This window comes from Aeromonas sp. R1-2 (assembly GCF_040908505.1).
In the GTDB taxonomy this organism is placed as follows: Bacteria; Pseudomonadota; Gammaproteobacteria; order Enterobacterales; family Aeromonadaceae; genus Aeromonas; species Aeromonas veronii.
Window position 1 is genome coordinate 1 of record NZ_JBFODU010000013.1, and the last position, 23,778, is coordinate 23,778.

Genomic DNA, 23,778 nt, shown 5'->3' on the forward strand with positions numbered 1-23,778 from the left:
ATGACGGATGGGTATGACTGTTACCAGAATGCGTTGGCGGAGCGGGTGAACGGGATTTTGAAAGGAGAGTTATTGTTGCAAAGCCCGCAGGATTTAACGCAAGCGCGGGAAATGGTGCGTGAAGCGGTGGATATTTACAACGCGGAGCGGCCGCATCATGCGTTGAAATACAGAACCCCCGATGCGGTACATAGGGGGTTCTGAATAGAGAAATGCTAGTTGAAAATGTGTAAACCTATTTCAGGACTAGACATCGCCTTGGCGAGCTGCGACCAGCAGTCAGGAGAGCGCCAACCCGATGGAGAGCAGCAGACTGAACAGAAAGGCGCTGATGGCGGTCTTCTTGAGGGCACCGGTCAGCACCTCGCCATCGTAGCTTTCGCGAAGGGTCTTGGCCGCATCGCTGAGAGGCTTCATGGCGGGCAGGAAGATCCACGGCCAGAAACTGGCGGGCTGGATCAGGATAAAGGCAATAGTGGCCAGCAGCGCCGCCCCCAGCAGTACCCAGTGATAAGCGATGGCGCGGTTGCGGCCAAGGCGCACCGCCAGGGTGATCTTGCCGCTGGCGGCATCGGTCTCGATATCGCGCACATTGTTGATATTGAGCACGGCGGTTGCCAGCAGACCACAGGCGGTGGCGGGCAATAGCAGATCCCACTCCAGCGTCTTGGTGAAGAGGTAGTAGGAGCCGAGCACCCCCAGCAGGCCGAAGAAGAGGAACACCGAGATATCGCCAAACCCGCGATAGCCGTAAGGAGTCTTGCCGACGGTGTAGGTCACCGCAGCGACAATGGCCGCGCCACCCAGCACCACAAATGCCAAAATCTGCAGCCACTGGCCGCCAAAGGCACAGCCCAGCAACAGCAGGCCACTGGCCACCGCCGCCAGCGCAGTCAGCCCCATCGCCACGCACATCTGCTTTTTGGTGATAAGACCGGAGACCACCGCCCGCTGTGGGCCGATCCGCTCGCCGTTGTCGGCGCCGGAGACCGCATCGCCGTAATCGTTGGCCAGATTGGAGAGGATCTGCAGCAGGATGGCGGTCAGCAGGGAGAGCGCCATGATGGTGCCGTCGAAGGCACCACGACTGGCAGCCAGCCCCGAGCCCAGCAGGATGGAAGAGCAGGCGAGCGGCAATGTTCGCAAACGCGCCGCCAGCAACCAAACAGAGAAGGTATTTGTCATTTTGTGATGGCCAAACAATCGGATATTGATCGTGTTAAGGGTTATCGAACCGGATTTGGGTATACTTGGCCCCGGAGAGTGAAGCTCCCGCGGGCGATTTACATGGACGAATGGGCAGATAATATATAGGAAATCATCGCCCTTTGGCATAAACCTACGGCATCCAGCTACCGGATCGCTCGTTACTACCCGGCTCAGAAAAGAATCCATGTTGGCTCAGACCCATATCAAGCAACAACTGGACGCCCTGCGTCACAGCAACGTCAGCGGCTTCGTACGGTTGCGAGTGGCGATCGAAATCCGCTCCTTTCTGGGCTGGCTCGCGGCGCAAACCCTCTATCCCCGCATCTACTGGCAGGCCCGTGGAGAGGCTCGTCCCGAGTATGTCGCGCTGGGCGCCATCCATGAACTGACCGAGCCGCACGCCATCAAGCAGGTGTGCACTAACACAGCCAACCAACATCATGACGACAGCCCCCGCTACTATGGCGGACTGGCGTTTGATCCGGCCCAATCCGGCTGGCAAGGGTTTGGCCCCTGTCGTTTCGTGCTGCCCCGCATCGAGCTGGTGCGCCGTGGCGAGTGCGTCAGTCTCTGCCTCAACCTATGGCTGGATGAAAACAATCTCGAGGCCGAACTGCAGGCGGCCGAAGCCGCCCTCGATGCCCTGCGCCCGGAAGCCCCGCTGCCCGCCCTGCAAAAGCAGCCCTGGCAGCGACAGGATTGCCCCGGCCCCGCCCAGTGGCAGACGCTGGTTGAGCGCGTCACCGCCTCCGATTTTCAGGCCCACACTCCCAAGGTGGTACTGTCGCGGGAGAGCGTGCTGACCAGTCCGAACCATGATGCGGATATCAATCCCTGGGCCATGCTCGACCAGTGGGCCCGCCACGCCCAGGACTGCTTCCACTTCGGTTTTCAATTCTCCCCCGAGCAGGCCTTTATCGCCTGCTCTCCCGAGCGGCTCTACCGCCGGGAAGATCGCCACCTCTTTACCGAGGCGCTGGCGGGCACCATTCGCCGCTCCGGCGATGAAGAGGTGGATGCCCAACTGGCCGCCGAGCTGCTGGCCGACAGCAAGAACCGGCTGGAAAACCGACTGGTACACGCCGACATCCTCAGCCGTCTGGCACCACTGACCCACGATGCCACCCTGACCGAGCCGCGCATTCTCAAACTGCGGCTGCTGCAACACCTCAAGTGCGATATCGAAGCCGAGCTCAAGCCCGGGGTCTGCGACTGGCAGTTGCTCGACGCCCTCCACCCGACGCCGGCGGTGGGCGGCGCCCCGCGCGAGGCAGCGCTCGCCTTTATCCGCGAGTTCGAGCCCTATGATCGGGGCTGGTACGCCGGAGCCTGCGGCATGCTGAGTCGGGAGACCTCCGAGTTCTCGGTCGCTATTCGCAGCGCCCGCATTCAGCCGGGCAGCGTCACCCTGTTTGCCGGTGCCGGCATTGTCGCCGGCTCTGAGCCTGTCGCCGAGTGGGCCGAACTCGACAACAAGATCGCCAATGTGCTCTCCCTGCTGGGATAGTCATTCACCCTTTTCACGCTACGAGAGCCCCTATGCCCACCCGTAAAGAGCCTGCCAGCGAAGAGTTTGCCTGCACACCGTTTTCGAGCCAGCACGCCACCTTCAACCACGTCTGGTCCTCCCTCTTGCTGGAGGAGCTCTTTCGCCTCGGGGTACGCGACATCGCGCTGGCCCCCGGCTCCCGCTCTGCGCCGCTGACCATGGCCGCCGCGGCACATCAGGGCTTTCGTCGTCACCTGCACTTTGACGAGCGCGGCCTCGGCTTTATGGCACTCGGGCTGGCCAAGGGGAGCAACCGGCCGGTGGCGGTGATCATGACGTCGGGCACCGCGGTGGCCAACCTCTGGCCCGCCGTGGCAGAGGCCCAGCTCACCGGCGTGCCGCTGATTATTCTCTCCGCCGATCGCCCTCACGAGCTTATCGACAACGGCGCCAATCAGGCGATCGACCAGCAGGGGATCTTCGGCCGCTACCCCGTCTATCAACAGAACCTGCCGAGCCCCACCCCGACCATTCCGGCGGCGTTTGTGCTGAGCTCGGTGGATCAGGCGCTGGCCAAACAGGCGCCCACTCCCGGAGTGGTGCACTTCAACTGCATGTACCCCGAGCCCCTCTACCCCGGCGAGCACTATCAGGATTTCTCCGACTATCTGGCCCCCCTCGGCGACTGGCTCGGCTCGCACAAACCATGGAGCCCGTGGCAGCAAAACGAGCCGACCTGCCCACCTCAGGCGGAGTGGGAAACCTTTCGCCAACAGCGCGGCATTATTGTCGCCGGCAGGATCACTGCCCCCGAACAGGCACAGGTGGTCGCCGAACTGGCAGAGCAACTCGGCTGGCCGCTGCTGGCGGATCTGCAGAGCCAGATCCGCTTCGACAGCCGCAACCTCATCCACATGGATATGGCGCTCAACGACCCTGAATTCGTCGCCGAGCTGGGCCGCGCCGAGGTACTGCTGCAATTTGGTGCGCGGCTTCTCTCCAAGCGGCTTGGCCAGTTCATCAAGCACCATTCATGGCAGGATTACTGGCTGGTGGATCCGCAACCGGCGCGGCTCGATCCCGACTACCGGCTGCGCAACCGGCTGCTCTGCAGTGCCAGCGCCTTTGCCGCGGCCCATCCGGTCACCACACAAGCCCCTTGGCACACATTGGCCAAGCTGCAACACAACGCCAGCCAGCAGATCGCCGCTGCCTGCGAGCACTTCTCCGAGCTCGGAGTCTGCCATCGCCTCAATTCCCTTATCGAAGGGCAACTGTTTGTCGGCAACAGCATGCCAGCCCGACTGATGGATATGCTCGGCGAAACGGGCAAGGGGCCGAGCCGGGTGATGACCAACCGCGGCGCCTCCGGCATCGACGGCCTCATCGCCACCGCCTACGGTTTTGCCCAATCGCTCGAGCCGGGCAGCGACGAGCCCACTACCCTGCTGCTTGGGGATCTCAGCGCCCTGCACGATCTCAATAGTCTCGCCCTGCTCAGCAAGGCGAGCCGACCGCTGGTAGTGATCCTGCTTAACAACGATGGCGGCAGCATCTTTCGTATGTTGCCGGTGCCCACCGAGGGGGAGCTGCTGGAGAGCTACTACCGGCTGCCCCACGGTCTCAGCTTTGAACATGCCGCCGCCATGTTTGGCCTCGCCTATCGGGCGCCGACTACCCTGGCCGAGTTCGAACACGATTACCGCACGGCCCTCAAACATGGCGTTACCTTGATCGAGATCCGGGTACCGAGCGAGCAGGTGGCCGATGATCTCAAGGCGCTGGGGGCCGCCATCCGTGGCAAATAAAAATGCCCATGTGCCGCTGGTGCTGCTGCACGGCCTGCTGGGGGATGGCGGCGACTGGCAACCGGTGATCGACCGCCTGCCCGCCATCCACTGCATCGCCCTCGATCTGCCGGGTCACGGCCAGCATAGCGATCTCAACGTCAACGACTTTGAGCAGAGCCACCAGTGGCTGGTCACCGAGCTGGCCAGCCGCAACATTGAACGCTATCTGCTGGCAGGTTACTCGCTGGGTGGGCGACTGGCCCTCTATCACGCCAGCCGCAAGCCCGCCGGGCTGCGGGGGCTGCTGCTGGAGAACTGCCACCCGGGTCTACCGGCCAGTGAGCGGGCCGCCCGCATCCAGCACGATGAACAGTGGGCGCAGCGCTTCGAGCGTGAGCCCCTGGCTGACGTGCTGGCAGATTGGTACCGGCAAGGGGTGTTTGCCGATCTTGACGATGCGGCCCGGGCCAGCCAGATCGCCCGCCGCCTTGGCAACGACGGTCAGGGCATCGCCACCATGCTGCGCGCCACCTCGCTAGGCAAGCAGCCGGATCTCGCCCCCTGGCTCATGGCGAGCCAGCTGCCGGTTACTTATGTGAGTGGCAAGCGGGATCACAAATTCCATCAGCTGGCTTGCCAGCTGGCGAACCAAAATCGCAGAATCAACCACTTGGTGCTGGATGGCGGCCATAATCTGCACGCCCATCAGCCTGATAACTTTGCCCGACTCCTCGCGGAGTGGGTCAACCAACAAGAAGAGACGAGTCATGATTGAAGCAATGACGGAAGCTGAACTGTATGCACCTGTTCAACATGCCAGGATTGCTCAACTCAGAGTTCAACTCGGTGCTCAACTGCACTCTCCCAGATCAGAAGGAAAAAACCATGATTGATGCAATGACGGAAGCGGAACTGTACGCTCCGGTTGAGTGGCAGGATTGCTCCGCCGGTTACGAGGACATCCTCTATCACAAGTCCAACGATGGCATTGCCAAGATCACCATCAACCGCCCTCAGGTGCGCAACGCCTTCCGCCCCCGCACCGTCAAAGAGATGCTGCAGGCGCTGGCCGATGCCCGTTATGACGATCAGATCGGCACCATCATCCTGACCGGTTTTGGCGAGAAAGCCTTCTGCGCCGGCGGCGACCAGAAGATCCGTGGCGACTACGGTGGCTATCGCGATGACGAGGGGACTCACCACCTCAACGTGCTCGACTTCCAGCGCGACATCCGCACCTGCCCGAAACCTGTGGTTGCCATGGTGGCCGGTTACGCAGTCGGTGGCGGCCACGTGCTGCACATGATGTGTGACCTGACCATCGCCGCCGACAACGCCCAGTTTGGCCAGACCGGCCCGAAAGTGGGCTCCTTCGACGGTGGTTGGGGCGCCTCTTACATGGCTCGTATCGTCGGCCAGAAGAAAGCCCGCGAAATCTGGTTCCTCTGCCGCATGTACGATGCCCAGCAAGCCCTCGACATGGGTCTGGTCAACACCGTCGTGCCGCTAGCGGATCTGGAGCGCGAAACCGTGCGCTGGTGCCGTGAAATGCTGCAAAACAGCCCGATGGCGCTGCGTTGCCTGAAAGCCGCCCTCAACGCTGACTGTGATGGTCAGGCGGGCTTGCAGGAGCTGGCGGGCAATGCCACCATGCTGTTCTACATGACCGAAGAGGGTCAGGAAGGCCGCAACGCCTTCAACGAAAAGCGTCGCCCCGACTTCTCCAAATACAAGCGGAACCCCTGATGACACTAGCCCTGTATCGCTATCAACTGCCTTTTACCCAGCCACTGACCTTTCACGGCAAGGTGGAGGTAGCGCGAGAGGGGCTGTTGGTGCGCATCAACGACGGCTGGGGGGAAATTGCCCCCCTGCCCGGCTTCTCGAAAGAGAGTCTGCAACAGGCAGAGGCAGAAGCCCTTGCCACGCTGGCGGCTCTGGCCGCCGGCGATACCCCGAACCCCGTGCTGCCGTCGGTGCAATTTGGCCTCGACTGCGCGCGCCGGACATGGCCGGAGCAGCGCAACCCGCTGCCGGAGCCCTATCCCCTCATTCAAGGCTCCCCCCAGGAGCTGCTGCGCAACTGGAAAGAGTGGCTGCACCGCACGCCTGGCAAGGCCAAGCTGAAAGTGGCGCGCTACCCGATGCGTGACGAGCTGGCGCTGATCCGCCTGCTGTGCGATCGCCTCCCCTCCCTCAAGCTTGTGCTGGATGCAAACCAGGGCTGGACTCGCGAGGAGGCGTGGACCTTCTGCGGCCACCTCGACCCGAATCGCATCGAGTATCTGGAAGACCCTTGCGCCGACTTTGCCGACATCGCCTTTGTCGCCAACCGCACCGGCATGCCGGTGGCGCTGGACGAACTGCTGGCACAAGGCAAGCCGTGGGAGCCGATCCCGCAACTGCGCGCGCTGGTGCTCAAGCCTACCCTGCTCGGTTCACTCGCCAACTGCGAAGCGCTGATCGCCCGCGCCCGCGAACTGCGGCTCAAGGTGATCATCTCCTCCTGCTTCGAATCGGATCTGGGCCTGAACCAGCTCTTTCATCTGGCGAGCGAATGGGCTCCCGAACAGGCGCCGGGTCTGGATACCCGCCGCTGGATGGCGGGCAACCTGCTGGGGGAAGATGGCAAACCGGACCTGAGCCGACTGGAGCAACTGTATTACCGTGATTGAACCCACACGTTCACCCGAACAGACACCTTGCCCGGTACGCCACCGGGCAATCACAGCCCCGAACCGCATTGCCATCCACGCAGTCTCCCCCCTCAGTTACCGCCAACTCGATGCCCGCCTCAACAGCCTGTGCCAACAGCTGGAACAAGCCGGAGTGCGCCATGGCGATCATCTGGCTGCAGTGGTGCGCGGGGCGCTGGAAGATGTGCTGCTGGCATGGGCCTGCGTGCGCAGCGGCGTGGTGTTCTGCCCGCTCAACCCCGCCTTCCCCCTCGAAAAGCAGCGCGAGCTGGCGGTACAACTCGATGCCGATGCCTTCTGGTCGGCAGGGGAGATCCCGGCTGGCAACTGGCAGCCCTTGTGCCTCGACTTCACGCGCGAACTGCCAGCAAGAGAGGAAGTGTGGCCGCTGGAATCGACCCAACTCAACAATATGATCCTCACCTCCGGCTCCAGCGGTACGCCGAAAGCGGTGGTGCACCGGCTCTGCAACCACCTTGCCTCGGCGCGCGGCTCTGCCACCCTCATTCCCCTCGATGAGGCCTGCGGCTGGCTGCTCTCCCTGCCGCTGTTCCATGTGGGCGGCTACGCCATCCTGTTTCGGGTCTTTCTGGCGGGCGCAACTCTGGTACTGGATCAACGTGAACGCTCCCTCAAGGCGCGGCTTGAACAGCAGCCCATTACCCATCTCTCGCTGGTGCCGACCCAGCTCTGGCGCCTGCTGGCAGAGGGTTTTGATCCCGCTCGCACCCGCCTGCGCGAATTGCTGCTCGGTGGCGCCGCCATCCCGCAGCCGCTGGTGAGCCGCCTCTGCGCCATGGGGCTCGAACCCAAGGTGAGTTATGGTCTCTCCGAGATGGGCAGTCAGGTCTGCACCGCTATCCCCGGCGATACAGGCGTAGTTGGCAAACCACTACCGGGGCGGGAAGTGTGCATCAGGGAGCAGGAGATCTGCGTGCGCGGCGCCACCCTGTTTGCCGGTTACTACCGAGATGGCGAACTGGAACAGCCCCTCGATGACGAAGGCTGGTTTCATACCCGCGACAAGGGGAGGTTCACTGCGGCAGGGGAACTGCTGGTAGAGGGGCGACTCGACAACCTCTTTATCTCAGGTGGCGAAAACATCCAGCCCGAAACCATCGAGCAGCGACTGGTAGATCATCCCGCTGTCGCCCAGGCGCTGGTGGTGCCGGTACCAAGCGACGAGTGGGGCCAGCGCCCCGCCGCCTTTATCGACTGGCACGGCGAGCCGGTCCCCTACCCCGTGCTGGCAGCCTGGATCCGCAGCGCCCTGCCCGGCTTTATGGTGCCCGACCACTGGCTCCCCTGGCCCGATCTTGGCGGCAATCTCAAGCCCTCTCGCCAACTGCTGGGCAAGGTAGCCCGACAACAGACCACTCGGGTACGACAAGCTGAATGAGATCGGACTCACAATTTACCGATCTTCTTTGAAAACAAAAAAAGAAACATGTGAGTCCTCACTGCGGCGCCAACCCACGATAATTCGATCAGACTCAAAAAGCCACCATCTTATTGATTTATCTGATTTTTAATTGGCAATTGATATCCTTTTGGAACTGTTTAAATTGCCTTGCGATTACTCGCAAGACAATACACAAACAAGAACAAAGGGATAAAAATGAACCGTTCAGGTACCGGGTGGCTGCTGCTGGCAGGCCCCCTGCTTTTGGCGACATCCTCGGCGCAAGCCAACTATTCCCCCAATGACTGGCGGCAGTATCAGCTGACTGGCGAATCGAGCCGGCAACTGGCCACTCGCATCACCGAGATCACCTACGAGCTCAAGGCGCGCAGCAGCAATGCTCCTTACCAGCAGCTTAGGGTCTACCGTCGCTTCGACTGGCAGAGCAGCGATCTCGCCGCACTGGCCGATAAACAGTGTGGCGAGCCGCAGCTCAAGGTAGATGCGGGCTGGCAAATCCGCTTCGTGCGCTGTGAAGATCGGATTCCGGCGGGCAAGCTCATTCCCGCCAGCAGTTATGACTTTGGTTATGGCCTCAAGCAGGGTCGCTGGGAACAGCTGGCGGGCACGCCGACCGCCCAGCAGCAGGATCGTCTGCCGCTGCCGCAAGCCATCATCTTGGGTCAGAGCGAAAGGGAGCTGGATCGTTGCGAGCTCAACGCGCAGGGCCGCTGCGCCGAGTCGGAGTGGCACTATCAGCCGCAGGATTGGCAGCAGTTGCAGGTACTTGAAGAGACCCCGAGTGAACGGGATGGCCGGTTGGAGCAGCTCTTCTTCCGTCTGCAACCGGTGGCAGGCACTCAGGCTGCCGCTCAGGTCAGCGAGATCCACGTCTGGCGCCGCTATCAGTGGCAGCTGGATCAGCTCACGCCTCAGCAGGAGTGTGATGAGCCGCAGGAGCGCAAGGAGGGGAGCAACACCATCCGCTATCGCATCTGTCGTCAGGTGATCCCCGCTGGTAGCGAGGTTCAGGTAACGCTGCAAGATAGCGGCTACCAATACCCGGTCGCTGGCGGCGAGTGGCAACCCCTGCCAGAGAGCAAAGAGTGGCAGGAGAGCCGGGTGCTCAATCGCCCCATCGTGCTGGCCAGCAAGGAGGAGCAACTGGAGTGCCGTCGCGCCAACGGTCGTCTCTGCTCCGAGCCCGAGCAGCCCGATGTGGATCTGCTCGACAGCGATGCCGCCAAACTGGTGGCCGACGTGAGCGGCCAGAACAGCCCTGCCTGGCAGGCGGATTACGGCCACGATGACGCCAAGCTGATGGCGGTGGTTCGCGGCATGCGTGCCCTGCTGGCGGCCAACCAGCCGACCCATCCGGCAATGGACAAGCTGCTCTACTATGTGCGCGCCCACAACTACCACGGCGGCGTTGGCAAAGAGAGTGATCAGGCCGCCCGGGCACTGGCCGGGGTAATGATTGATCTGCTTAACCATCCCCTGCTGCTGGGAGCTGAACCACAGGATCAGGCTGGCACAGTGCTGGAAGCCTGGAGCGTGGCGGCGCAGGGACAACTTGGCCAAGCCGCCTTCCGCCAGAGTGCCGCCCCCATGCTGGCCCAGCTCAACCAGGCGTTCGGCTATGCAGTGCAACATGCGGCGCAGATCAACGGCCACAAACCCTGGGCCGATGGCCTGTTCGAGCTGCTCAATCTGGTCGATCAGAGCGCCTCTTACGGTCAGCAGGCTGACTTCAGCGCAGCTGTGCTGCAACAGGAGGCGGCATTGCGCCAGAGCCTGCTGCAACTGGGCCTGAGCGAACTTGCCCTCTGGAAACAGCGCGATGGCTCACGGGATCTGTTTATCTTCAACAACATCCTCGATGCCCACAGTCGTCTCTATCAGATGATGCGCTACCTCCATCACACCAGCCCGGATAAGGCGATTGCCTATCGCCAACAGCTGGATCGCGATGTCATCGCCATCATGCGCCAGCAGGGGCTGATCCCGGGTGGCCAGCATCCGGCTACCATGCTGGAAGAGGTCTCCCTGACCCTCTCCAGCTACTACCTCACCTACACGGATCGCACCAGCGAAGCCTGTGTCAGCGGCGAGTTCGCCGGGCTTTGTACCCCGATCCGCATGGAAGATATTCTGCCGTTCGAGCACACCTGCTCACCCACCCTGCGTCTGCGCGCCCAGGATCTGACTCAGGCTCAGGCCGAAGGGATCTGCCGCGAGCTGGGTGATGAAGAGCAGCGCTTCCACCAGCAGATGGAGACAGGCTGGCAACCGGTGGCCGATGATCACAACGAGGCGCTGGAGCTGGTGATCTTCAACTCCTCCGCCGACTGGGGCCGCTACGGCAGCGCGCTGTTTGGTGTCTCTACCGACAATGGCGGCATCTATATCGAGGGGGATCCGGCTCGCCCCGGCAATCAGGCCCGCTTCTTCGCCTATGAGGCAGAGTGGAAACGCCCCGCCTTCCAGGTGTGGAACCTGCGCCACGAGTACGTTCACTATCTCGACGGCCGCTTTAACCAGTACGGCAGCTTCGGCCACTATCCGCTCAACCGCACTACTTGGTGGGCAGAGGGGATTGCAGAGTACATCGCCCACGGCCAGTGCTTTGCCCGGGGTCTGGATAACGTGGCAAATCGCCCCGCCAACCAGCGTCCGACACTGGCGGCTATCCTTCACCTTGACTACGAGCAGGGTGGCGAGATGGTCTACTCCTGGTCCTATACCGTGCACCGCTTCCTCAACGATACCGGTCGCGGCGCCAGCTGGCTGGCGCTGGCACAGGCGCTGCGCAATCCGGATCGGCAGCAGGCGATGAGCGACTTCGAAGGGGAGCTGGACCGGCTGATCGCCAACGACAGCGACGCCTATCAGGCGTGGCTCGCCCGGGATCTGCTGCCCTGGTGGCAAGCCAACAAGGAGTCAGATGCCTGCAAGGGTAACGACTCCGCCCACTGATAGACCTTCACCGACCAGAGGGGCTGCCACCGCAGCCCCTCGCTTTATCCTCCCGCTTTCCCGACCTCTGCTGCGACAACCTCTGCCCGAATGAGGTGCCCGCCCGTTATCAAGCCTGACGCCAGCGGCCGAGTTGTAATAGAATGCCGATAGCCACTCCCAACTTCAGACCCTGACCGCACCGCGCATGAAGAAGTTTGCCAAGATCCTCCTCGCCTGCCTCGTTTTGCTGCTGGCCCTGATTGCCATGCTGCTGGGCTACAGCGAGTGGATCGTCTCGGATGCCCGTCACTACACCTACGATCAGGTGGACAAGGTGCCCTACAACCGGGTTGCGGTGGTGCTGGGTACCTCCAAATATCTCTCCGGTGGCGGCCCCAACCACTACTTCAAATACCGCATCAAGGCGGCGGCCGAGCTCTATAACAATGCCAAGGTGGACTTCATCATCGTCTCCGGTGACAACGCCACAGTGCAGTACAACGAGCCACGCCAGATGCGCCGCGCCCTGATCAAGGCGGGCATCCCCGCCTCCGCCATCTATATGGATTTCGCCGGATTCCGCACCCTCGACTCAGTGGTTCGCGCCAAGGAGGTGTTCGGCCAGGAGCGCTTTACCGTGGTCTCCCAGGGCTTTCATAACGAGCGGGCCATTTTCATCGCCCGCCATTTCGGTATCGATGCGGTCGGCTTCAATGCCGAGGACCCCAGCGCTTATCAAGGGATCCGCACCCGGGTACGGGAAGTCTTTGCCCGCCTGATGGGGCTGCTCGACCTCTATGTGCTGGACAAGGGGCCCAAGTTCCTCGGGGCACCGGTCCCCATCGGCCTGCCTGTGCCTTGCCAGTCACTAAGTACCATCGGCAGTCTGCAACCCTGCCTAAAGCAACCCAAACCGGCGGTGGATGAGGCCAAGCCAGCGGCAGTCTCTGCCGCGGTTGCCACCGAGTCGGCTACTCCATCTGCCTCGGCCGTGACTGAACAAGTCACGCTAGCTTTATCCGCTGCGGCAACGACTGAGCCGGTCACTCCCGCCAAATCCGCAGCAGAAACCGCCGCCGAGATGCCCAGCGCGACCTTGCCCACATTGCTGGTGGCCCCTTCAGCCGCCAGCATCAGCACTGCCACACCATAAACAGACGACCCGCCAACTGGCGGGTCTTGTTATTACAGCACGGGTTGTGGCGGTGAGCCTGTACACCCATTCCCAGCGACCAAGTCAGCCTCTCGCCGCCTGATAACGGCGGGTCACTTCGGCCCAATCCACCACCTGATAGAAGGCTGCGATATAGTCAGGACGCTTGTTCTGGTACTTGAGATAGTAGGCGTGCTCCCACACATCCAGCCCCAGGATCGGGGTATGGCCATGCATCAGGGGACTATCCTGGTTGGCACTGCTCTCCACCTGCAATCTGCCCGCCTTGTCCACCACCAGCCAGGCCCAGCCGCTACCAAAGCGGCTCAGAGCCGCCTGAGTGAAAGCCTGCTTGAAGGCATCGAATCCCCCCAATTCCCGCTCGATGGCCAGAGCCAGTTCACCACCCGGCTCACCGCCCCCCTGCGGGCTCATCACCAGCCAGAACAGGGAGTGGTTGGCATGACCGCCGCCATGGTTGCGGACCGCCCCCTGCAAGGTGGCAGGCAGAGTATCGAAGCGGCGCAGCAGCTCCTCTACCGGCAGTGCGGCCAGCTCGGGCGCCGTTTCCAGTGCGGCGTTGAGGTTGTTGATATAGGTCTGGTGATGACGGCTATGGTGGATCTCCATGGTCAGTGCATCGATATGGGGCTCCAGTGCGTCGTAGGCATAGTTCAGGGCTGGCAGAGTATGGCTCATGATGACCTCTGTTCGGATTAATGGAGCCGGGATGAGGGCTCGCTCTGACACAGGCAGTGACCGAGCGAACGCATGATCCCGGCGTGGCTGCCGTGGCGCTGTACGAACGTCAGCAACTCGGCACGAGTTGTGCGGGTATGGCGCAATGCAGCCTCTCGCAGGCGAGAGGAGCAAGCGGGGGAGTGACAGGTCGCCAGCAGGCAGTCGTGCACATAGCAGAGCAGGTCGGCGGCGCGATCGGGCAGAGTCATGGCCACCAGCAGATCCGCCAGATTGTGGTGAGCCACAACCAGCGCCGCCACCGCCTCATCGGCGTCATGCCACTGCACCAATTGCTGACGAGCCAACCACAGCGCCTGCTGATAATGGGCCAACGCCTGATGATACTCGCCGCAGTCAAACAGCCGGTTGCCCTCTCTGGTCTGCTGTTTCCAGTGACTCATGCTGCTGCCACCTTCGGTCGACTCGACCCACCCCTTCACCCAGGTTGCTGTCATATGCTTCACACCGACAAATGATAATAATTATCATTACATGGATCATGTCCGGGAGACAAGGGGCGTCGGGATCGCAGCAAACAGCCAAAACAGCGCGGCCACTCCTTGGCAAGGAGTGGCCGCTTGAGGCAACCGGTCAGTGGATTCGACCGGACAATTGGAAGTTAACGGCAGGTCAGATGTTGTTGGCGGGCGAAGGCGGGGCGATCCCCAGCAGCATGTGATCCATCATCCCCACCATGCGCCCTATCTCGGGCTTGGTGATGGTATCGTTGGCCCCCAGTTGCAGTGCTTTCTGGCGGTTATCATCGCTCATCAGGGAGGAGAACATCACGATGGGCATCTCCTTGTAGGAGGGGGTATCCCGCAGACGCTTGAGCAGGTGCATGCCATCCATGCGCGGCATCTCCACATCGGTGATCACCGCATTGACGAAGCCGGTCACCGGCATCCTCTCCTCCTGGGCCAGACGATCGAAATCCGTCATCATCTCCAACCCCTCGCCGCCGTCCTTGGCCGTGATCACGTTGTAGCCAGCGGTGCGCAGGGTGGTCTCGATCATCTTGCGGATAAAGGCCGAGTCATCCACCACCAGAATGGTCTTGCCCTGGCGCAGTGCCATCATGCGATCGTCGATGAGCACCTTGCGGTCCTGAGTGACGTCGTACTTCTCCATGCTGAGCTCGGGGTTGATATCGGCGATGATCTTCTCGAAATCGAGGATCATGATGAGGTTGCCATCGCGCCTGACCACGGCCACCACGCAGTCGTTCTCCCCCGCTTCCAGAAACTGGCTGGGGGACTCCACATCCTCCCAGGATACCCGGTGGATCCTGCTGACACTGTCGATCAGGAAGCCGTTGGCCATCTTGTTGAAATCGGTGACGATCACCACCTTGTGGCTGGGGTCCGGGTTGGTCTTGATGCCGAGCCAACCCGCCAGATCCACCAGCGGGATGAGGCGATCCCGCAGTGAGAATACACCCACCATGTGGCGCTGGGCATTGGGGTAATCTGTGGTTTCCGGCACCCGGATCACCTCGCGCACCTTGGCGACGTTTATCCCGTAATAAGCGGTTTTTTCACGACCGTCCGGTAGCTGCTTCTTGAGGTGAAACTCGATGATCTCAAGCTCGTTGGTGCCACTTTCGGTCAGGATAGATTTACGCTCTTCCCCATCTTTGGACATCATGGTGACTCTCATTCTGGTTGCGCGGGCAGCAGACCGCTGCGGTTTTCCCTCAGTATAGGAATGGAATTCACCCAACGGCTCGGATCTCGGCAAGATTGCAGCGTTAACCGCTTGATCCCGCAGGCTGGCGGGAGCGTATCTGCCAATCAGGACAACATTGGCGGATGGTGAAATCCATCATGCACTCACAAGGAGCCTGAGATGAGTGAAGGTATCGTCGTGATTGGCGCTTCTGGCGGGATCGGGGCGGCGCTGGTCGCACATTGGTTGGCGGCTGGTGTCGGGCCAGTGATTGCCATCAGCCGTCAGCCCGCACCAGCAGGAGCCTCTTCGCCGGCCCTGCACTGGCAATGTTGCGATTACAGCGATGAGCAGATGGTAGCTGCGGTAGCCCGCATCGCGGAGTTGGCCCCGAGACCGCATCGGGTGGTGATCTGCAACGGCATCCTGCATCAGGGGGAAATTCAGCCGGAGAAGCGGCTCGAAGCACTCAATCTTGATGCCATGACCCGTCTCTTCCAGACCAACGCCTTGCTGCCACTGCGCTGGATCAGCCAGCTGTTACCGCTGTTTGGCCGCGAGCCTTGCACTCTGGCCGTTCTCAGCGCCCGGGTCGGCAGCATTGGCGACAACCGGGCTGGCGGCTGGTATGGCTATCGTGCATCCAAGGCAGCCCTCAACATGCTGCTCAAGTGTGCTGCCATCGAGCTGGCCCGGCGGGCGCCCGGCGTCAAATTGCTGGCCTTCCATCCCGGCACCGTGGATACCCCACTCTCTCGCCCGTTTCACGCCAACGTACCGGCGGGCAATGTGCAAAGTCCCGAGCTGGTAGCCGACCATCTGATTAACCTGATGAACCGGCTGCAACCGGATGGCGAACTGAGCTTTCTCGACTGGCAGGGCAAACCTATCGAGTGGTAGGGGAGGTCAGGAGACGCGCCAGCAGTGCCCGCAACCCCTTGATAACGGCTGGCTTGCCCGCCAGCTGCAACCTCGCAGCCAGCGCCCCCCACTCTGCGTATTGCCAGATGGGGGCAATCAGCAGAGAACGTTCGTCAGGAGTCAGTGAAGCCAACACATCCAGATTGCGCGCCAGCCACAACTGCAGGCTGGATTGGCTCAGTTCAAACGGCTTGTGATGGTGGGCAAAGCACTCAACCTCATCGCGCTCGAACTCACCAAGCTCCGGCACGGTGACGGTACTGCCTTGCAGGCATTGCCATACCAACTCGGGATCCAACGCGCTCAACTCGCCCGCCAGCAGGGTCGGCAGCTGGCGTACAAAACGCTGCTGCCATTGGTTCAACTCGGTCTCATGTTCGGGTTTCAGCGCTTTGAGCAGCAGGGCAGCGTGGCAGCCGCTGGCGGCATCCCGCTGCAGGCCGATGCGCTGCACCGCCAGCCCGGCCTTGCGCCAGAAGGGGAGCAGGTCGGCGCTAGCCGAAAAGGCAGAACCGAGGTAATCGATCCCCGCCTGACGATAATGTTCTTCAAGCCTGCCAAGCAGTAGCGACCCCAACCCGTGGCGGTGTAGCTCGGGATGGATGGCGATACGCATCACCCGGGCGTAGCTGCGCCCCCCCGCCGTTTTGAAACCGGCGTGGGCCAGCAGCGACTGGGGCAGCAGATGGCCGCGCGGACGGCGGCGCCCGGCCCAGATCGCCTCGGCCAGCTCGGGCTCTATCTCCCCTTCCCGCGCCACCAAGGCCACACCCAGCAGGCTCTCGTCCTGCTCCAGCAGATGGATATCGAGACCCGGGCTCTCCAGCAGGGATCTGAGATCGCTCGGCGTAGTCTGGTAGTGAGCCAGCACCAGCAGGCCGAACAGCTGGTTGAGTAACGTCTCGTCGCTCTCCAGCGCCTCCTGACTGACCAGACGCCAGCTCGGGTTGGTCGGCAACATAGGCGCCGCCACTTCGGCATTGAGGCCGAGCAGGCGGAAAATCAGCGGCTCCAGCGGATCGCGCTCACTCCAGCGAATGGGTTCACCTAGGTGGATCTCCTGCCAATCCGGCGTCTGACTATCAAGCACCCGTTTGAAGCGCAGGTGAAAACCGCGCCCCGTCCCCTCGTAACCGTGCTCGGTGGTGGCAAACACGATGCGGCTGTGGCGGGCCAACATGGCTTCGAGCAGCGGGGTCGGAATGGCGGCCGCTTCATCCACCAGCAGCAGATCGGGATTCATCGCCTCGTGCACCAGCCGATCCGGCGAGCAGTAGCTTAGCCCGGCCAGCTGTTCCGGCGTAGTATCTAACCCGCGAGCGGCGTGGGCAAACAGAGTGGCGACCGTCGCCTGTGAGGGGGCAGTCACCACTATGTTCAGCGAGGGTTGCTGGTGCAGCAGCTCGGCGGCAGCCAGCCCCAGCAGCGCACTCTTGCCGCGACCGCGGTCGGCGCTCAGCACCAGCGGCCGGCGGCGATGACCGTGCAACACCTTGTGGATGGCGGGCAGTGCCCGCGCCTGATCGCAGCTCAATGGCTGCTCTGGCCCAATCGGTTGCCACGGCTGCGAGCAAACCGGCGGCTCCAGAGAGAGGGCTGGATCACCTTCCAGCAACCGAACCAGTCGGGCGATAAAGCCGTGGCCGGCCCGGCCCGCCTCCTCCGGCTGGGCCACCAGCCGGATCCGGTCAGGATCCGGCCATGAAGGCCACTCTACTCTGGGCGGCGTCAGCAGCAACAGCAAGCCACCGGCGCATAGAGTGCCCGCCAGCGCCCCGAAGGCGTCGGGATGAAAGCCGCTGAAGGCGTTGAACACCAGCGTGTCGCACTCCTGACCGAGCCGCTGCAGCGCCTTGGCGGCGGGCTGCGGGGCATAACACTCGGGCCCGGCACCCAGCCAGAAGACGGTCTCGCCGAGCAGGGATTGGGCGCGGGCAATGCACTCGGCCTCCTCCCCCTCCAGCCAGATCAGGCGCCGCTCACCGGCGCGGGCCAGCGCCTCGCGCAGCAGGGTGGCCTCTTGTTGTGTCATGAAGCTTGGCTGTCAGCCGGTTTGCGGGGCTCGAACATGCGATCTCCCATCTGATCGATAAAGGTGTGGGCCTTCTGCACCATGAAACGCTCGGCATCGGCCGGATTGGCAAACAGATCGGAGCGGATGAAACGATGGGTTTGCAGCACCCCATCCAGCTCCTTGGTGATGCGGCCCGCCAGCCGATACTGGCCACCTTCTGCCATGGGCTCCGGATAGATGAGATAGCCGGCATATTCGGTAGGAGTGACTTCCGGCGCCTTGGTCGGCTCGCCCCCGAACAGGGCGCTGAACAGTTTCTTGAGCATGGTGATCTCCTCTGGTTGCCAGCATTGTCCCCAAGGGGTTGCACAGTGGCAAGCAGGGGATCTTATTACCAATGGTTATTTGCACTACGAACCATTCTCATTTAGATTTCATCTCATTCCACAAGAGGTGACCATCATGTACGTCTGTTTGTGCCGCGGCATCACAGATACCCAGATCCGCAAAGCGGTGCAGTCAGGTAAAAGCGAATTCCGCCAGCTCAAGCAGTCGCTCGAGGTGGGCGCCCAATGTGGCAAATGCGTGCGCATGACCATGGAGATCATTGCAGCCGAGCTCGACAAGATGGAGCAGGAGCAACCCGTGCTCTACTACGAAGTGGCCTGATCCGGACACCTCCTTTCTGATGCGACCCGCCAACAGGGTCACCCCTTTTCTCAGGCGAGCTGGCTCGCCAGACCTCTTGTTGTCACTTTTCTGGACTAAGCTCTAACGATCGAAGCCTCAGGCACGAACCAAGGAGCACTGTCGATGAAAGGAGATCCCAAGATCATTGCCCACCTCAACAAGGTGCTGGCCAATGAGCTGATTGCCATCAACCAATACTTCCTGCACGCCCGCATCTACGATGACTGGGGCCTCAAGGCGCTCGGGCACAAGGAGTATCACGAGTCCATCGATGAGATGAAACACGCCGACGAGCTGGTCAAACGCGTGCTGTTTCTCGAAGGGCTGCCCAATTTGCAGGATCTGGGCAAGCTGCGCATCGGCGAGACCGTCGAAGAGATGTTGCGCTGCGACCTCTCGCTGGAGATGGATGCCATCCCAGACCTCAAGGTAGCCATCGCCTACGCCGAGTCGGTGCAGGACTACATCAGCCGCGACCTGTTCCAGGAGATCCTGGAGGATGAGGAGGAGCATGTGGACTGGCTGGAGACCCAGCTCGATCTTATCGATCGCATCGGGCTGGAGAACTACCAGCAGTCGCAACTGCACCACGGCTCCTGAGCCAGCAAGCAAAGAGACCCGCTAGCGCGGGTCTCTTCATTTGAGCAGCCATGACCCGAAAACTTTTCGACAGGATCACAGTTAATACGCCCGACACAGCATCTGTCATGGCTTTCGATTAGGATACGACTCTCTTCCAATAACAATGCTACGGACGATTTCCATGGAACAGATTGCACGCGAGATGGCGCCCCACAAACGGGTGGCACTGGTGGCTCACGACAACATGAAGACCCCTCTGCTGAACTGGGTAATGCGCCGCAAGGAGGAGCTCAAGCTCCACCATCTCTATGCGACCGGCACCACCGGCACCATGCTCGGCAAGAAGGCGCAGCTGCCCATCACCTGCCTCTTCTCCGGCCCCATGGGGGGCGACCAGCAGCTCGGCGCCCTGATCGCCGAAGGGAAGATCGACGTGCTGATCTTCTTCTGGGATCCCCTCAATGCAGTACCCCACGATCCGGACGTGAAGGCGCTGCTGCGCCTCGCGGCAGTCTGGAACATCCCGGTCGCCACCAACGAGGCGACCGCCGACTTCATCATGGACAGCCCCCATATGCGCCAGGCGTTCAGCGTGCAGATCCCGGATTACGCCGGTTATCTGAAGGCGCGTACCGAGTGATCGGCTAACCCGTCATGCAAAAGGGCCGCAACAAGCGGCCCTCTTTAATTGGGAAAATGAATCAGCCAGGGACACAAACCGGCGCCGGCTTATAGCGCGCGTGCGAGAATGCGTGCCACCCGATCCGGGTCGATATCCTGCTGCTCACCGAGCGCGGTGCGCCCCACCCGCTTGAGGTTGGAGCAGATCGCCGGAATGCAGCTTTCGCTGAGGCCATAGTCGGCCAGCCGGGTACCCAGCCCCATTTTCTGGAAGAACTGCTCGGTGCGGATGATTGCCTCCTCGATACGCAGGGCCTTGTCCTCGCGGGTCGAATGCCACACCCGCTCGGCAAACTGGGCCAGCTTGTCCTGCTTCTGGCTCGCCCGCTCACGCAGCAGTGAGGGGAGCACCACCGCCAGACTCTGGCCATGATCCAGCCCGTAGAGCGCCGTCAGTTGATGGCCGATGGCGTGAGAGGCCCAATCCTGCGGCACCCCGCAACCGATAAGGCCGTTGAGCGCCAGACTGGCCGCCCACATCAGATTAGCCCGCACCTGATAGTTGGTAGGCTCCGCCAGCGCCCTGGGGCCATTCTCCACCAGCACCTGCAGCAGGCCTTCCGCCAGCCGATCCTGTACCTCGCCTCCCACCGGAAAGGTGAGGTACTGCTCGGCAATATGGACGAAGGCGTCCACCACGCCATTGCCGGTCTGGCGCGGCGGCAGGCTGTAGGTGGTGGTCGGGTCGAGCACCGCAAATTGCGGCTGCACCAGCGGGCTTCTGAAGGAGACCTTCACATCCCCCCGGCTCACCACCGAGGTGGGATTGCTCTCGGAGCCGGTGGCTGGCAGAGTCAGCACACAGCCCATCGGCAGCGCCTTGTGCACGCTCGCCTGCTTGCCGCAGATATCCCAGGGATCATCCCCCTCGTAGCAGGCTGCGGCCGCGACAAACTTGGTGCCATCGACTACCGAGCCGCCACCGACCGCCAGCAGGAAGTCGATGCGCTCGCGTTTCACCTGCGCCACTGCCTCCATTAACAACTCGAATCTGGGGTTGGCACCGATGCCGGAGAACTCCTGCCACGTCACCCCTTCCAGCGCCCGGGTCAGCTGCTCATAGACGCCGTTTTGCTTGATGCTGCCGCCGCCGTAGAGCACCAGCAGCCGGCTGCCGGGCGGGATCAGTTCGGGCAGGCTGGCGATCTGCCCCTCGCCGAAACAGATACGGGTCGGATTGGCATATTGGAAGTTGTACACGGCGGACTCCTCGACTGGCTCAATGCGCGGACATTGTGCGCCTGTGGGGAGATGAGGTCAAAAGAGGTGGCAGAAGCTTGCCCATCGGCGGTCGACACTGGCCCATCGGTGCCGACCGGGTAGATCTCAGAACAGCGGCAGGATCAGGCAGTTTTGGCCTCATCTTTGGATGAGCTCTTCTTGCCGGTCAGGCGATCCATCGCCTCCTTGAGCATCGCCTCTCGCTGTTCGTTGAGCGGCTTGCTCTGCTCCGCCCGCTCTTCCGGCGTCAGCTTCTTGTTATCGGCGATGGTCTTGAGCTTCTCTTCGATCTCGTTGAACTTCTTGCGATCGAAACCAAGCGCCTTGTCCACCAGCTGCTGCACCACGCCCCCCTTGTCGGAGCTCATATCCAGCGCCGGTGGCAACTTGTTGTTCTTGGCCAGATGTTCGTAGGTCAGCACCTGCTGGGCCTGACCGGTCATGCGTTGGGTGGAGAGGCTGACCATCTCCTCCCAGCCACCACCCTGACCGCCGCTACTGGCGCTGTTGAGGGTGGCGAGGGCGCGGTTGTTGGATGCGCTTTGGGCAAGCTGCTGGCTGTAGGATTTGATATCCATGGGGGGCTCCAATTCAGTGCGCATCTGCGGCAATGGGCACAGGCTGATCCGGTCACATGGGGCGTCAGGCCCCACCATTATCAATTAAACCAGCAAGTTACAGGCCAACTTGTCAGATGGTGCAAGATCCCGCGCTATGGCGGATCTCACCACGCCCCCCACGCAAGGCTGGCGTCAGAATCATGACTCATCTGCTGCCGGTTCTCGCTGTTTTGGCACATTTCGCCGTCCGCGCACCACGACGCCAGAGAAAAGTCAGGAACAGCAGCTCGATCACAAAATAAACAACCACTCGGGAATACAATTTTGGCGCACATCACAACCAGCCAGCCGTGTCATGGATGATCTGTTCGAAAAACCAATAACAGGCAGACCAATCTGTCGTGCTCACTCCGCTGCCAGTTCGGAGTTGCAGCCTCCCCACACCTCATCCCCTCGTCTGACTCTCACTCACCGCAACCCTTCAGGTACACCTATGAAAAAACACACCTTGAGTCTTCTCTCCGCCACCCTGCTCACCCTGCTTGGCACCAGTGCCGACGCCTGTACCGGCCTCATCGTCGGCAAGGGGGCCAGTGCCGATGGCAGCGTAATGATCGCCAGAAATGAGGATTTTGGCATCAACAACTGGAACAAGTACCTCGCCTTCCGGCCCGCACAGCAGAATGAGGGCAAACTCTGGAAACTGGGCAACGGGCTGGAAGTGCCGATGCCCAAGGCATTTTTCGCCTACTCCGCCATCCACGACTGGGATGCCACCACCAGCGATCCGGCAGGCAAATATTATGAAGAGCGCGGCATCAACGAGTTCAATGTCGCCATCTCGGCCACCACCAGTGCCGAGGTCAACGACAAGGCCCAGAAAGCCGATCCGCTGATCGAGAAGGGAGTGATTGAAGCCATCATCCCGACCCTGATCCTGCCGCAGGCCAAGACGGCCAAAGAGGGGGTCGAGCTGCTCGGCCGCTATGTGGAGCAATATGGCGCCGGTGAGGGCAACAGCCTCTATCTGGCAGATGTGAACGAAGCCTGGCTGATGGAGATCGGCTCCGGCCACCACTGGATCGCGGTGCGGGTACCGGACGACAGCTACGCCATGGTGGCCAACGGCCTGCGCATTCACGGCGTCAATCTCGACAGCGCCGATGTGCTGCACTCGGCCAAGCTGCTGGAGTTCGTGCGCGAGCACAAATTGCTGGATAACGCCGACCCGAACGATTTCAACTTCGCCAAGGCGTTCGGGGTCATCGCCGACCCCTACAACGTGGATCGGGAGTGGCTCGGCCAGAACATGCTGACTGCCTCCCACAAACAGGCGACCCGGCAGGCGCAATATCCACTGTTTATGAAGCCGGATGCCCCCATCGCCGTGCCGGACGTGGCCAGGGTGCTGAGCGCCACCTATGACGGCACACCGCTGGCCGGCAAGGCGGAGCGGCCGATCCGCGTCGATCGCCAGCTGGAATCCCACGTCATCCAGCTGCGCAAGGAGATGCCCAAAGAGCTGCAGGGACTGATCTGGCAGAGCTACGGCGTGCTGGCCGAATCAGTGATGGTGCCGCTCTACAACACCCTGGAAAACTATCCCCTGCCCTATCGCAGCGGCAGCGACAGCTACTCCGACGATTCCGCCTACTGGCAGTTCCGCAGCCTGACCGCGCTGGCCAGCGCCGCTCCGGACAAATACCTGCCGCTGCTGCGAAACGTCTGGAGCAAGGAGAGCGCCAAGCTCTACAAGGAGGTCGCCGTGCTCGACAAGAGCCTGAAGCAGGCGTATGCCAGCGACAAGGCTACCGCCATCGGGCTGGCCGCCGACTACTCCTATGGCCAGTTGGAGCAGACCTATCAGATGGCCAAAACGCTGCGCTACAAGCTGATGACGGATCTGACCAAGCGCAGCGAGAAGAAGTATTCGCCGGAGGAGTTCAAGAAGATCATGAGCCTGTGACCGGCTCGCCAACGCAAAGAGGCTCCCAAGGGAGCCT

The 23,778-nt window shown here is 61.7% G+C and carries 22 protein-coding genes; 14 read left to right on the plus strand and 8 right to left on the minus strand.

Going from position 1 to position 23,778, the window contains the following annotated elements; translation table 11 throughout:
* Window positions 1–204: integrase core domain-containing protein (locus AB5Y76_RS04710; protein WP_069566697.1), on the plus strand; the 204-nt coding region annotated here is incomplete at its 5' end.
* Between the two features lie 75 nt (window positions 205–279).
* On the opposite strand, the gene AB5Y76_RS04715 is transcribed toward AB5Y76_RS04710, so the two are convergent.
* The gene (locus AB5Y76_RS04715) at window positions 280–1,185 is read right to left on the minus strand and encodes a 1,4-dihydroxy-2-naphthoate polyprenyltransferase (RefSeq protein ID WP_042053617.1); all 906 of its coding nucleotides are present in this window, start codon (window positions 1,183–1,185) and stop codon (window positions 280–282) included.
* 208 nt (window positions 1,186–1,393) lie between these two features.
* On the opposite strand from AB5Y76_RS04715, the gene AB5Y76_RS04720 reads away from it, so the two are divergent.
* From AB5Y76_RS04720 to AB5Y76_RS04755, 8 genes are all read left to right on the plus strand, one after another.
* Window positions 1,394–2,716 carry an isochorismate synthase MenF gene (locus AB5Y76_RS04720; protein ID WP_263719114.1) on the plus strand — a complete coding sequence of 441 codons (1,323 nt, stop codon included), beginning with the start codon at window positions 1,394–1,396 and terminating at the stop codon, window positions 2,714–2,716.
* A gap of 32 nt (window positions 2,717–2,748) precedes the next feature.
* Entirely contained in the window at window positions 2,749–4,506 is a 1,758-nt protein-coding gene (gene menD / locus AB5Y76_RS04725; protein ID WP_263719115.1) for a 2-succinyl-5-enolpyruvyl-6-hydroxy-3-cyclohexene-1-carboxylic-acid synthase, read from the plus strand.
* Window positions 4,466–5,263: a 2-succinyl-6-hydroxy-2,4-cyclohexadiene-1-carboxylate synthase gene (gene menH, locus AB5Y76_RS04730; protein ID WP_368177691.1), complete on the plus strand. Its 798-nt coding sequence runs from the start codon at window positions 4,466–4,468 to the stop codon at window positions 5,261–5,263. Before menD ends, menH begins: the two co-directional genes overlap by 41 nt.
* A 122-nt stretch (window positions 5,264–5,385) precedes the next feature.
* Window positions 5,386–6,234 (plus strand): 1,4-dihydroxy-2-naphthoyl-CoA synthase, encoded by an 849-nt coding sequence (gene menB, locus AB5Y76_RS04735; protein ID WP_197724797.1) that lies wholly within the window; start codon window positions 5,386–5,388, stop codon window positions 6,232–6,234.
* Window positions 6,234–7,163 (plus strand): o-succinylbenzoate synthase, encoded by a 930-nt coding sequence (gene menC / locus AB5Y76_RS04740; protein ID WP_075116016.1) that lies wholly within the window; start codon window positions 6,234–6,236, stop codon window positions 7,161–7,163. Before menB ends, menC begins: the two co-directional genes overlap by 1 nt.
* Entirely contained in the window at window positions 7,156–8,583 is a 1,428-nt protein-coding gene (menE, locus tag AB5Y76_RS04745) for an o-succinylbenzoate--CoA ligase (protein ID WP_263719117.1), read from the plus strand. Before menC ends, menE begins: the two co-directional genes overlap by 8 nt.
* Before the next feature lie 219 nt (window positions 8,584–8,802).
* Window positions 8,803–11,562 carry a collagenase gene (locus AB5Y76_RS04750; RefSeq protein ID WP_263719118.1) on the plus strand — a complete coding sequence of 920 codons (2,760 nt, stop codon included), beginning with the start codon at window positions 8,803–8,805 and terminating at the stop codon, window positions 11,560–11,562.
* 187 nt (window positions 11,563–11,749) lie between these two features.
* Complete coding sequence (locus AB5Y76_RS04755) at window positions 11,750–12,697, plus strand: vancomycin high temperature exclusion protein (protein WP_263719119.1); 948 nt, start codon at window positions 11,750–11,752, stop codon at window positions 12,695–12,697.
* A gap of 84 nt (window positions 12,698–12,781) precedes the next feature.
* Here the strand turns inward: AB5Y76_RS04755 and AB5Y76_RS04760 are convergent, their stop codons facing one another.
* From AB5Y76_RS04760 to AB5Y76_RS04770, 3 genes are all read right to left on the minus strand, one after another.
* The gene (locus AB5Y76_RS04760; RefSeq protein ID WP_128815988.1) at window positions 12,782–13,396 is read right to left on the minus strand and encodes a superoxide dismutase; all 615 of its coding nucleotides are present in this window, start codon (window positions 13,394–13,396) and stop codon (window positions 12,782–12,784) included.
* Window positions 13,397–13,413: 17 nt separating this feature from the next.
* Window positions 13,414–13,893, minus strand: coding sequence for a hypothetical protein (locus AB5Y76_RS04765; RefSeq protein WP_005354955.1), 480 nt, complete (start codon window positions 13,891–13,893; stop codon window positions 13,414–13,416).
* 175 nt (window positions 13,894–14,068) lie between these two features.
* Window positions 14,069–15,085, minus strand: a complete 1,017-nt coding sequence (locus tag AB5Y76_RS04770; RefSeq protein WP_005335957.1) for a chemotaxis protein — start codon at window positions 15,083–15,085, stop codon at window positions 14,069–14,071.
* Between the two features lie 201 nt (window positions 15,086–15,286).
* Here AB5Y76_RS04770 and AB5Y76_RS04775 point away from each other — a divergent pair, with 201 nt between their 5' ends.
* Window positions 15,287–16,006, plus strand: a complete 720-nt coding sequence (locus tag AB5Y76_RS04775) for an SDR family NAD(P)-dependent oxidoreductase (protein ID WP_263719120.1) — start codon at window positions 15,287–15,289, stop codon at window positions 16,004–16,006.
* Here AB5Y76_RS04775 and AB5Y76_RS04780 read toward each other — a convergent pair.
* Together AB5Y76_RS04780 and AB5Y76_RS04785 are read right to left on the minus strand one after the other, a co-directional pair.
* The gene (locus AB5Y76_RS04780) at window positions 15,993–18,059 is read right to left on the minus strand and encodes a tRNA(Met) cytidine acetyltransferase TmcA (protein ID WP_263719121.1); all 2,067 of its coding nucleotides are present in this window, start codon (window positions 18,057–18,059) and stop codon (window positions 15,993–15,995) included. The genes AB5Y76_RS04775 and AB5Y76_RS04780 overlap by 14 nt on opposite strands.
* Window positions 18,056–18,367: an HlyU family transcriptional regulator gene (locus tag AB5Y76_RS04785; protein WP_005354958.1), complete on the minus strand. Its 312-nt coding sequence runs from the start codon at window positions 18,365–18,367 to the stop codon at window positions 18,056–18,058. Before AB5Y76_RS04785 ends, AB5Y76_RS04780 begins: the two co-directional genes overlap by 4 nt.
* A gap of 136 nt (window positions 18,368–18,503) precedes the next feature.
* Here AB5Y76_RS04785 and AB5Y76_RS04790 point away from each other — a divergent pair, with 136 nt between their 5' ends.
* The 3 genes from AB5Y76_RS04790 (at window position 18,504) to AB5Y76_RS04800 (ending at window position 19,953) form a co-directional block, all read left to right on the plus strand.
* Window positions 18,504–18,710, plus strand: a complete 207-nt coding sequence (locus AB5Y76_RS04790) for a bacterioferritin-associated ferredoxin (RefSeq protein ID WP_005335965.1) — start codon at window positions 18,504–18,506, stop codon at window positions 18,708–18,710.
* Between the two features lie 144 nt (window positions 18,711–18,854).
* Window positions 18,855–19,331 (plus strand): bacterioferritin, encoded by a 477-nt coding sequence (gene bfr / locus AB5Y76_RS04795; RefSeq protein ID WP_005354959.1) that lies wholly within the window; start codon window positions 18,855–18,857, stop codon window positions 19,329–19,331.
* A gap of 163 nt (window positions 19,332–19,494) precedes the next feature.
* Window positions 19,495–19,953 (plus strand): methylglyoxal synthase, encoded by a 459-nt coding sequence (locus AB5Y76_RS04800; protein ID WP_005363178.1) that lies wholly within the window; start codon window positions 19,495–19,497, stop codon window positions 19,951–19,953.
* 89 nt (window positions 19,954–20,042) lie between these two features.
* On the opposite strand, the gene AB5Y76_RS04805 is transcribed toward AB5Y76_RS04800, so the two are convergent.
* Together AB5Y76_RS04805 and AB5Y76_RS04810 are read right to left on the minus strand one after the other, a co-directional pair.
* Window positions 20,043–21,194, minus strand: coding sequence for an iron-containing alcohol dehydrogenase (locus AB5Y76_RS04805; protein WP_263719122.1), 1,152 nt, complete (start codon window positions 21,192–21,194; stop codon window positions 20,043–20,045).
* A 143-nt stretch (window positions 21,195–21,337) separates the two neighbouring features.
* Entirely contained in the window at window positions 21,338–21,793 is a 456-nt protein-coding gene (locus AB5Y76_RS04810; protein WP_263719123.1) for a hypothetical protein, read from the minus strand.
* A gap of 475 nt (window positions 21,794–22,268) precedes the next feature.
* Between AB5Y76_RS04810 and AB5Y76_RS04815 the strand changes: the two genes are divergently transcribed.
* Window positions 22,269–23,741, plus strand: a complete 1,473-nt coding sequence (locus AB5Y76_RS04815) for a C69 family dipeptidase (protein ID WP_263719124.1) — start codon at window positions 22,269–22,271, stop codon at window positions 23,739–23,741.
* Window positions 23,742–23,778: the final 37 nt, after the last annotated feature.

Coding starts and splice junctions, on each gene's coding strand:
- bfr (WP_005354959.1), top strand. CDS start 18,855: ATGAAAGGAGATCCCAAGATCATTGCCCACCTCAACAAGGTGCTGGCC.
- AB5Y76_RS04750 (WP_263719118.1), top strand. CDS start 8,803: ATGAACCGTTCAGGTACCGGGTGGCTGCTGCTGGCAGGCCCCCTGCTT.
- AB5Y76_RS04720 (WP_263719114.1), top strand. CDS start 1,394: ATGTTGGCTCAGACCCATATCAAGCAACAACTGGACGCCCTGCGTCAC.
- AB5Y76_RS04800 (WP_005363178.1), top strand. CDS start 19,495: ATGGAACAGATTGCACGCGAGATGGCGCCCCACAAACGGGTGGCACTG.
- AB5Y76_RS04775 (WP_263719120.1), top strand. CDS start 15,287: ATGAGTGAAGGTATCGTCGTGATTGGCGCTTCTGGCGGGATCGGGGCG.
- AB5Y76_RS04790 (WP_005335965.1), top strand. CDS start 18,504: ATGTACGTCTGTTTGTGCCGCGGCATCACAGATACCCAGATCCGCAAA.
- menD (WP_263719115.1), top strand. CDS start 2,749: ATGCCCACCCGTAAAGAGCCTGCCAGCGAAGAGTTTGCCTGCACACCG.
- AB5Y76_RS04755 (WP_263719119.1), top strand. CDS start 11,750: ATGAAGAAGTTTGCCAAGATCCTCCTCGCCTGCCTCGTTTTGCTGCTG.
- AB5Y76_RS04770 (WP_005335957.1), bottom strand. CDS start 15,085: ATGATGTCCAAAGATGGGGAAGAGCGTAAATCTATCCTGACCGAAAGT.
- AB5Y76_RS04765 (WP_005354955.1), bottom strand. CDS start 13,893: ATGACAGCAACCTGGGTGAAGGGGTGGGTCGAGTCGACCGAAGGTGGC.
- AB5Y76_RS04780 (WP_263719121.1), bottom strand. CDS start 18,059: ATGACACAACAAGAGGCCACCCTGCTGCGCGAGGCGCTGGCCCGCGCC.
- AB5Y76_RS04715 (WP_042053617.1), bottom strand. CDS start 1,185: ATGACAAATACCTTCTCTGTTTGGTTGCTGGCGGCGCGTTTGCGAACA.
- AB5Y76_RS04760 (WP_128815988.1), bottom strand. CDS start 13,396: ATGAGCCATACTCTGCCAGCCCTGAACTATGCCTACGACGCACTGGAG.
- menC (WP_075116016.1), top strand. CDS start 6,234: ATGACACTAGCCCTGTATCGCTATCAACTGCCTTTTACCCAGCCACTG.
- menH (WP_368177691.1), top strand. CDS start 4,466: ATGATCTCAAGGCGCTGGGGGCCGCCATCCGTGGCAAATAAAAATGCC.
- menB (WP_197724797.1), top strand. CDS start 5,386: ATGACGGAAGCGGAACTGTACGCTCCGGTTGAGTGGCAGGATTGCTCC.
- AB5Y76_RS04815 (WP_263719124.1), top strand. CDS start 22,269: ATGAAAAAACACACCTTGAGTCTTCTCTCCGCCACCCTGCTCACCCTG.
- AB5Y76_RS04785 (WP_005354958.1), bottom strand. CDS start 18,367: ATGCTCAAGAAACTGTTCAGCGCCCTGTTCGGGGGCGAGCCGACCAAG.
- AB5Y76_RS04810 (WP_263719123.1), bottom strand. CDS start 21,793: ATGGATATCAAATCCTACAGCCAGCAGCTTGCCCAAAGCGCATCCAAC.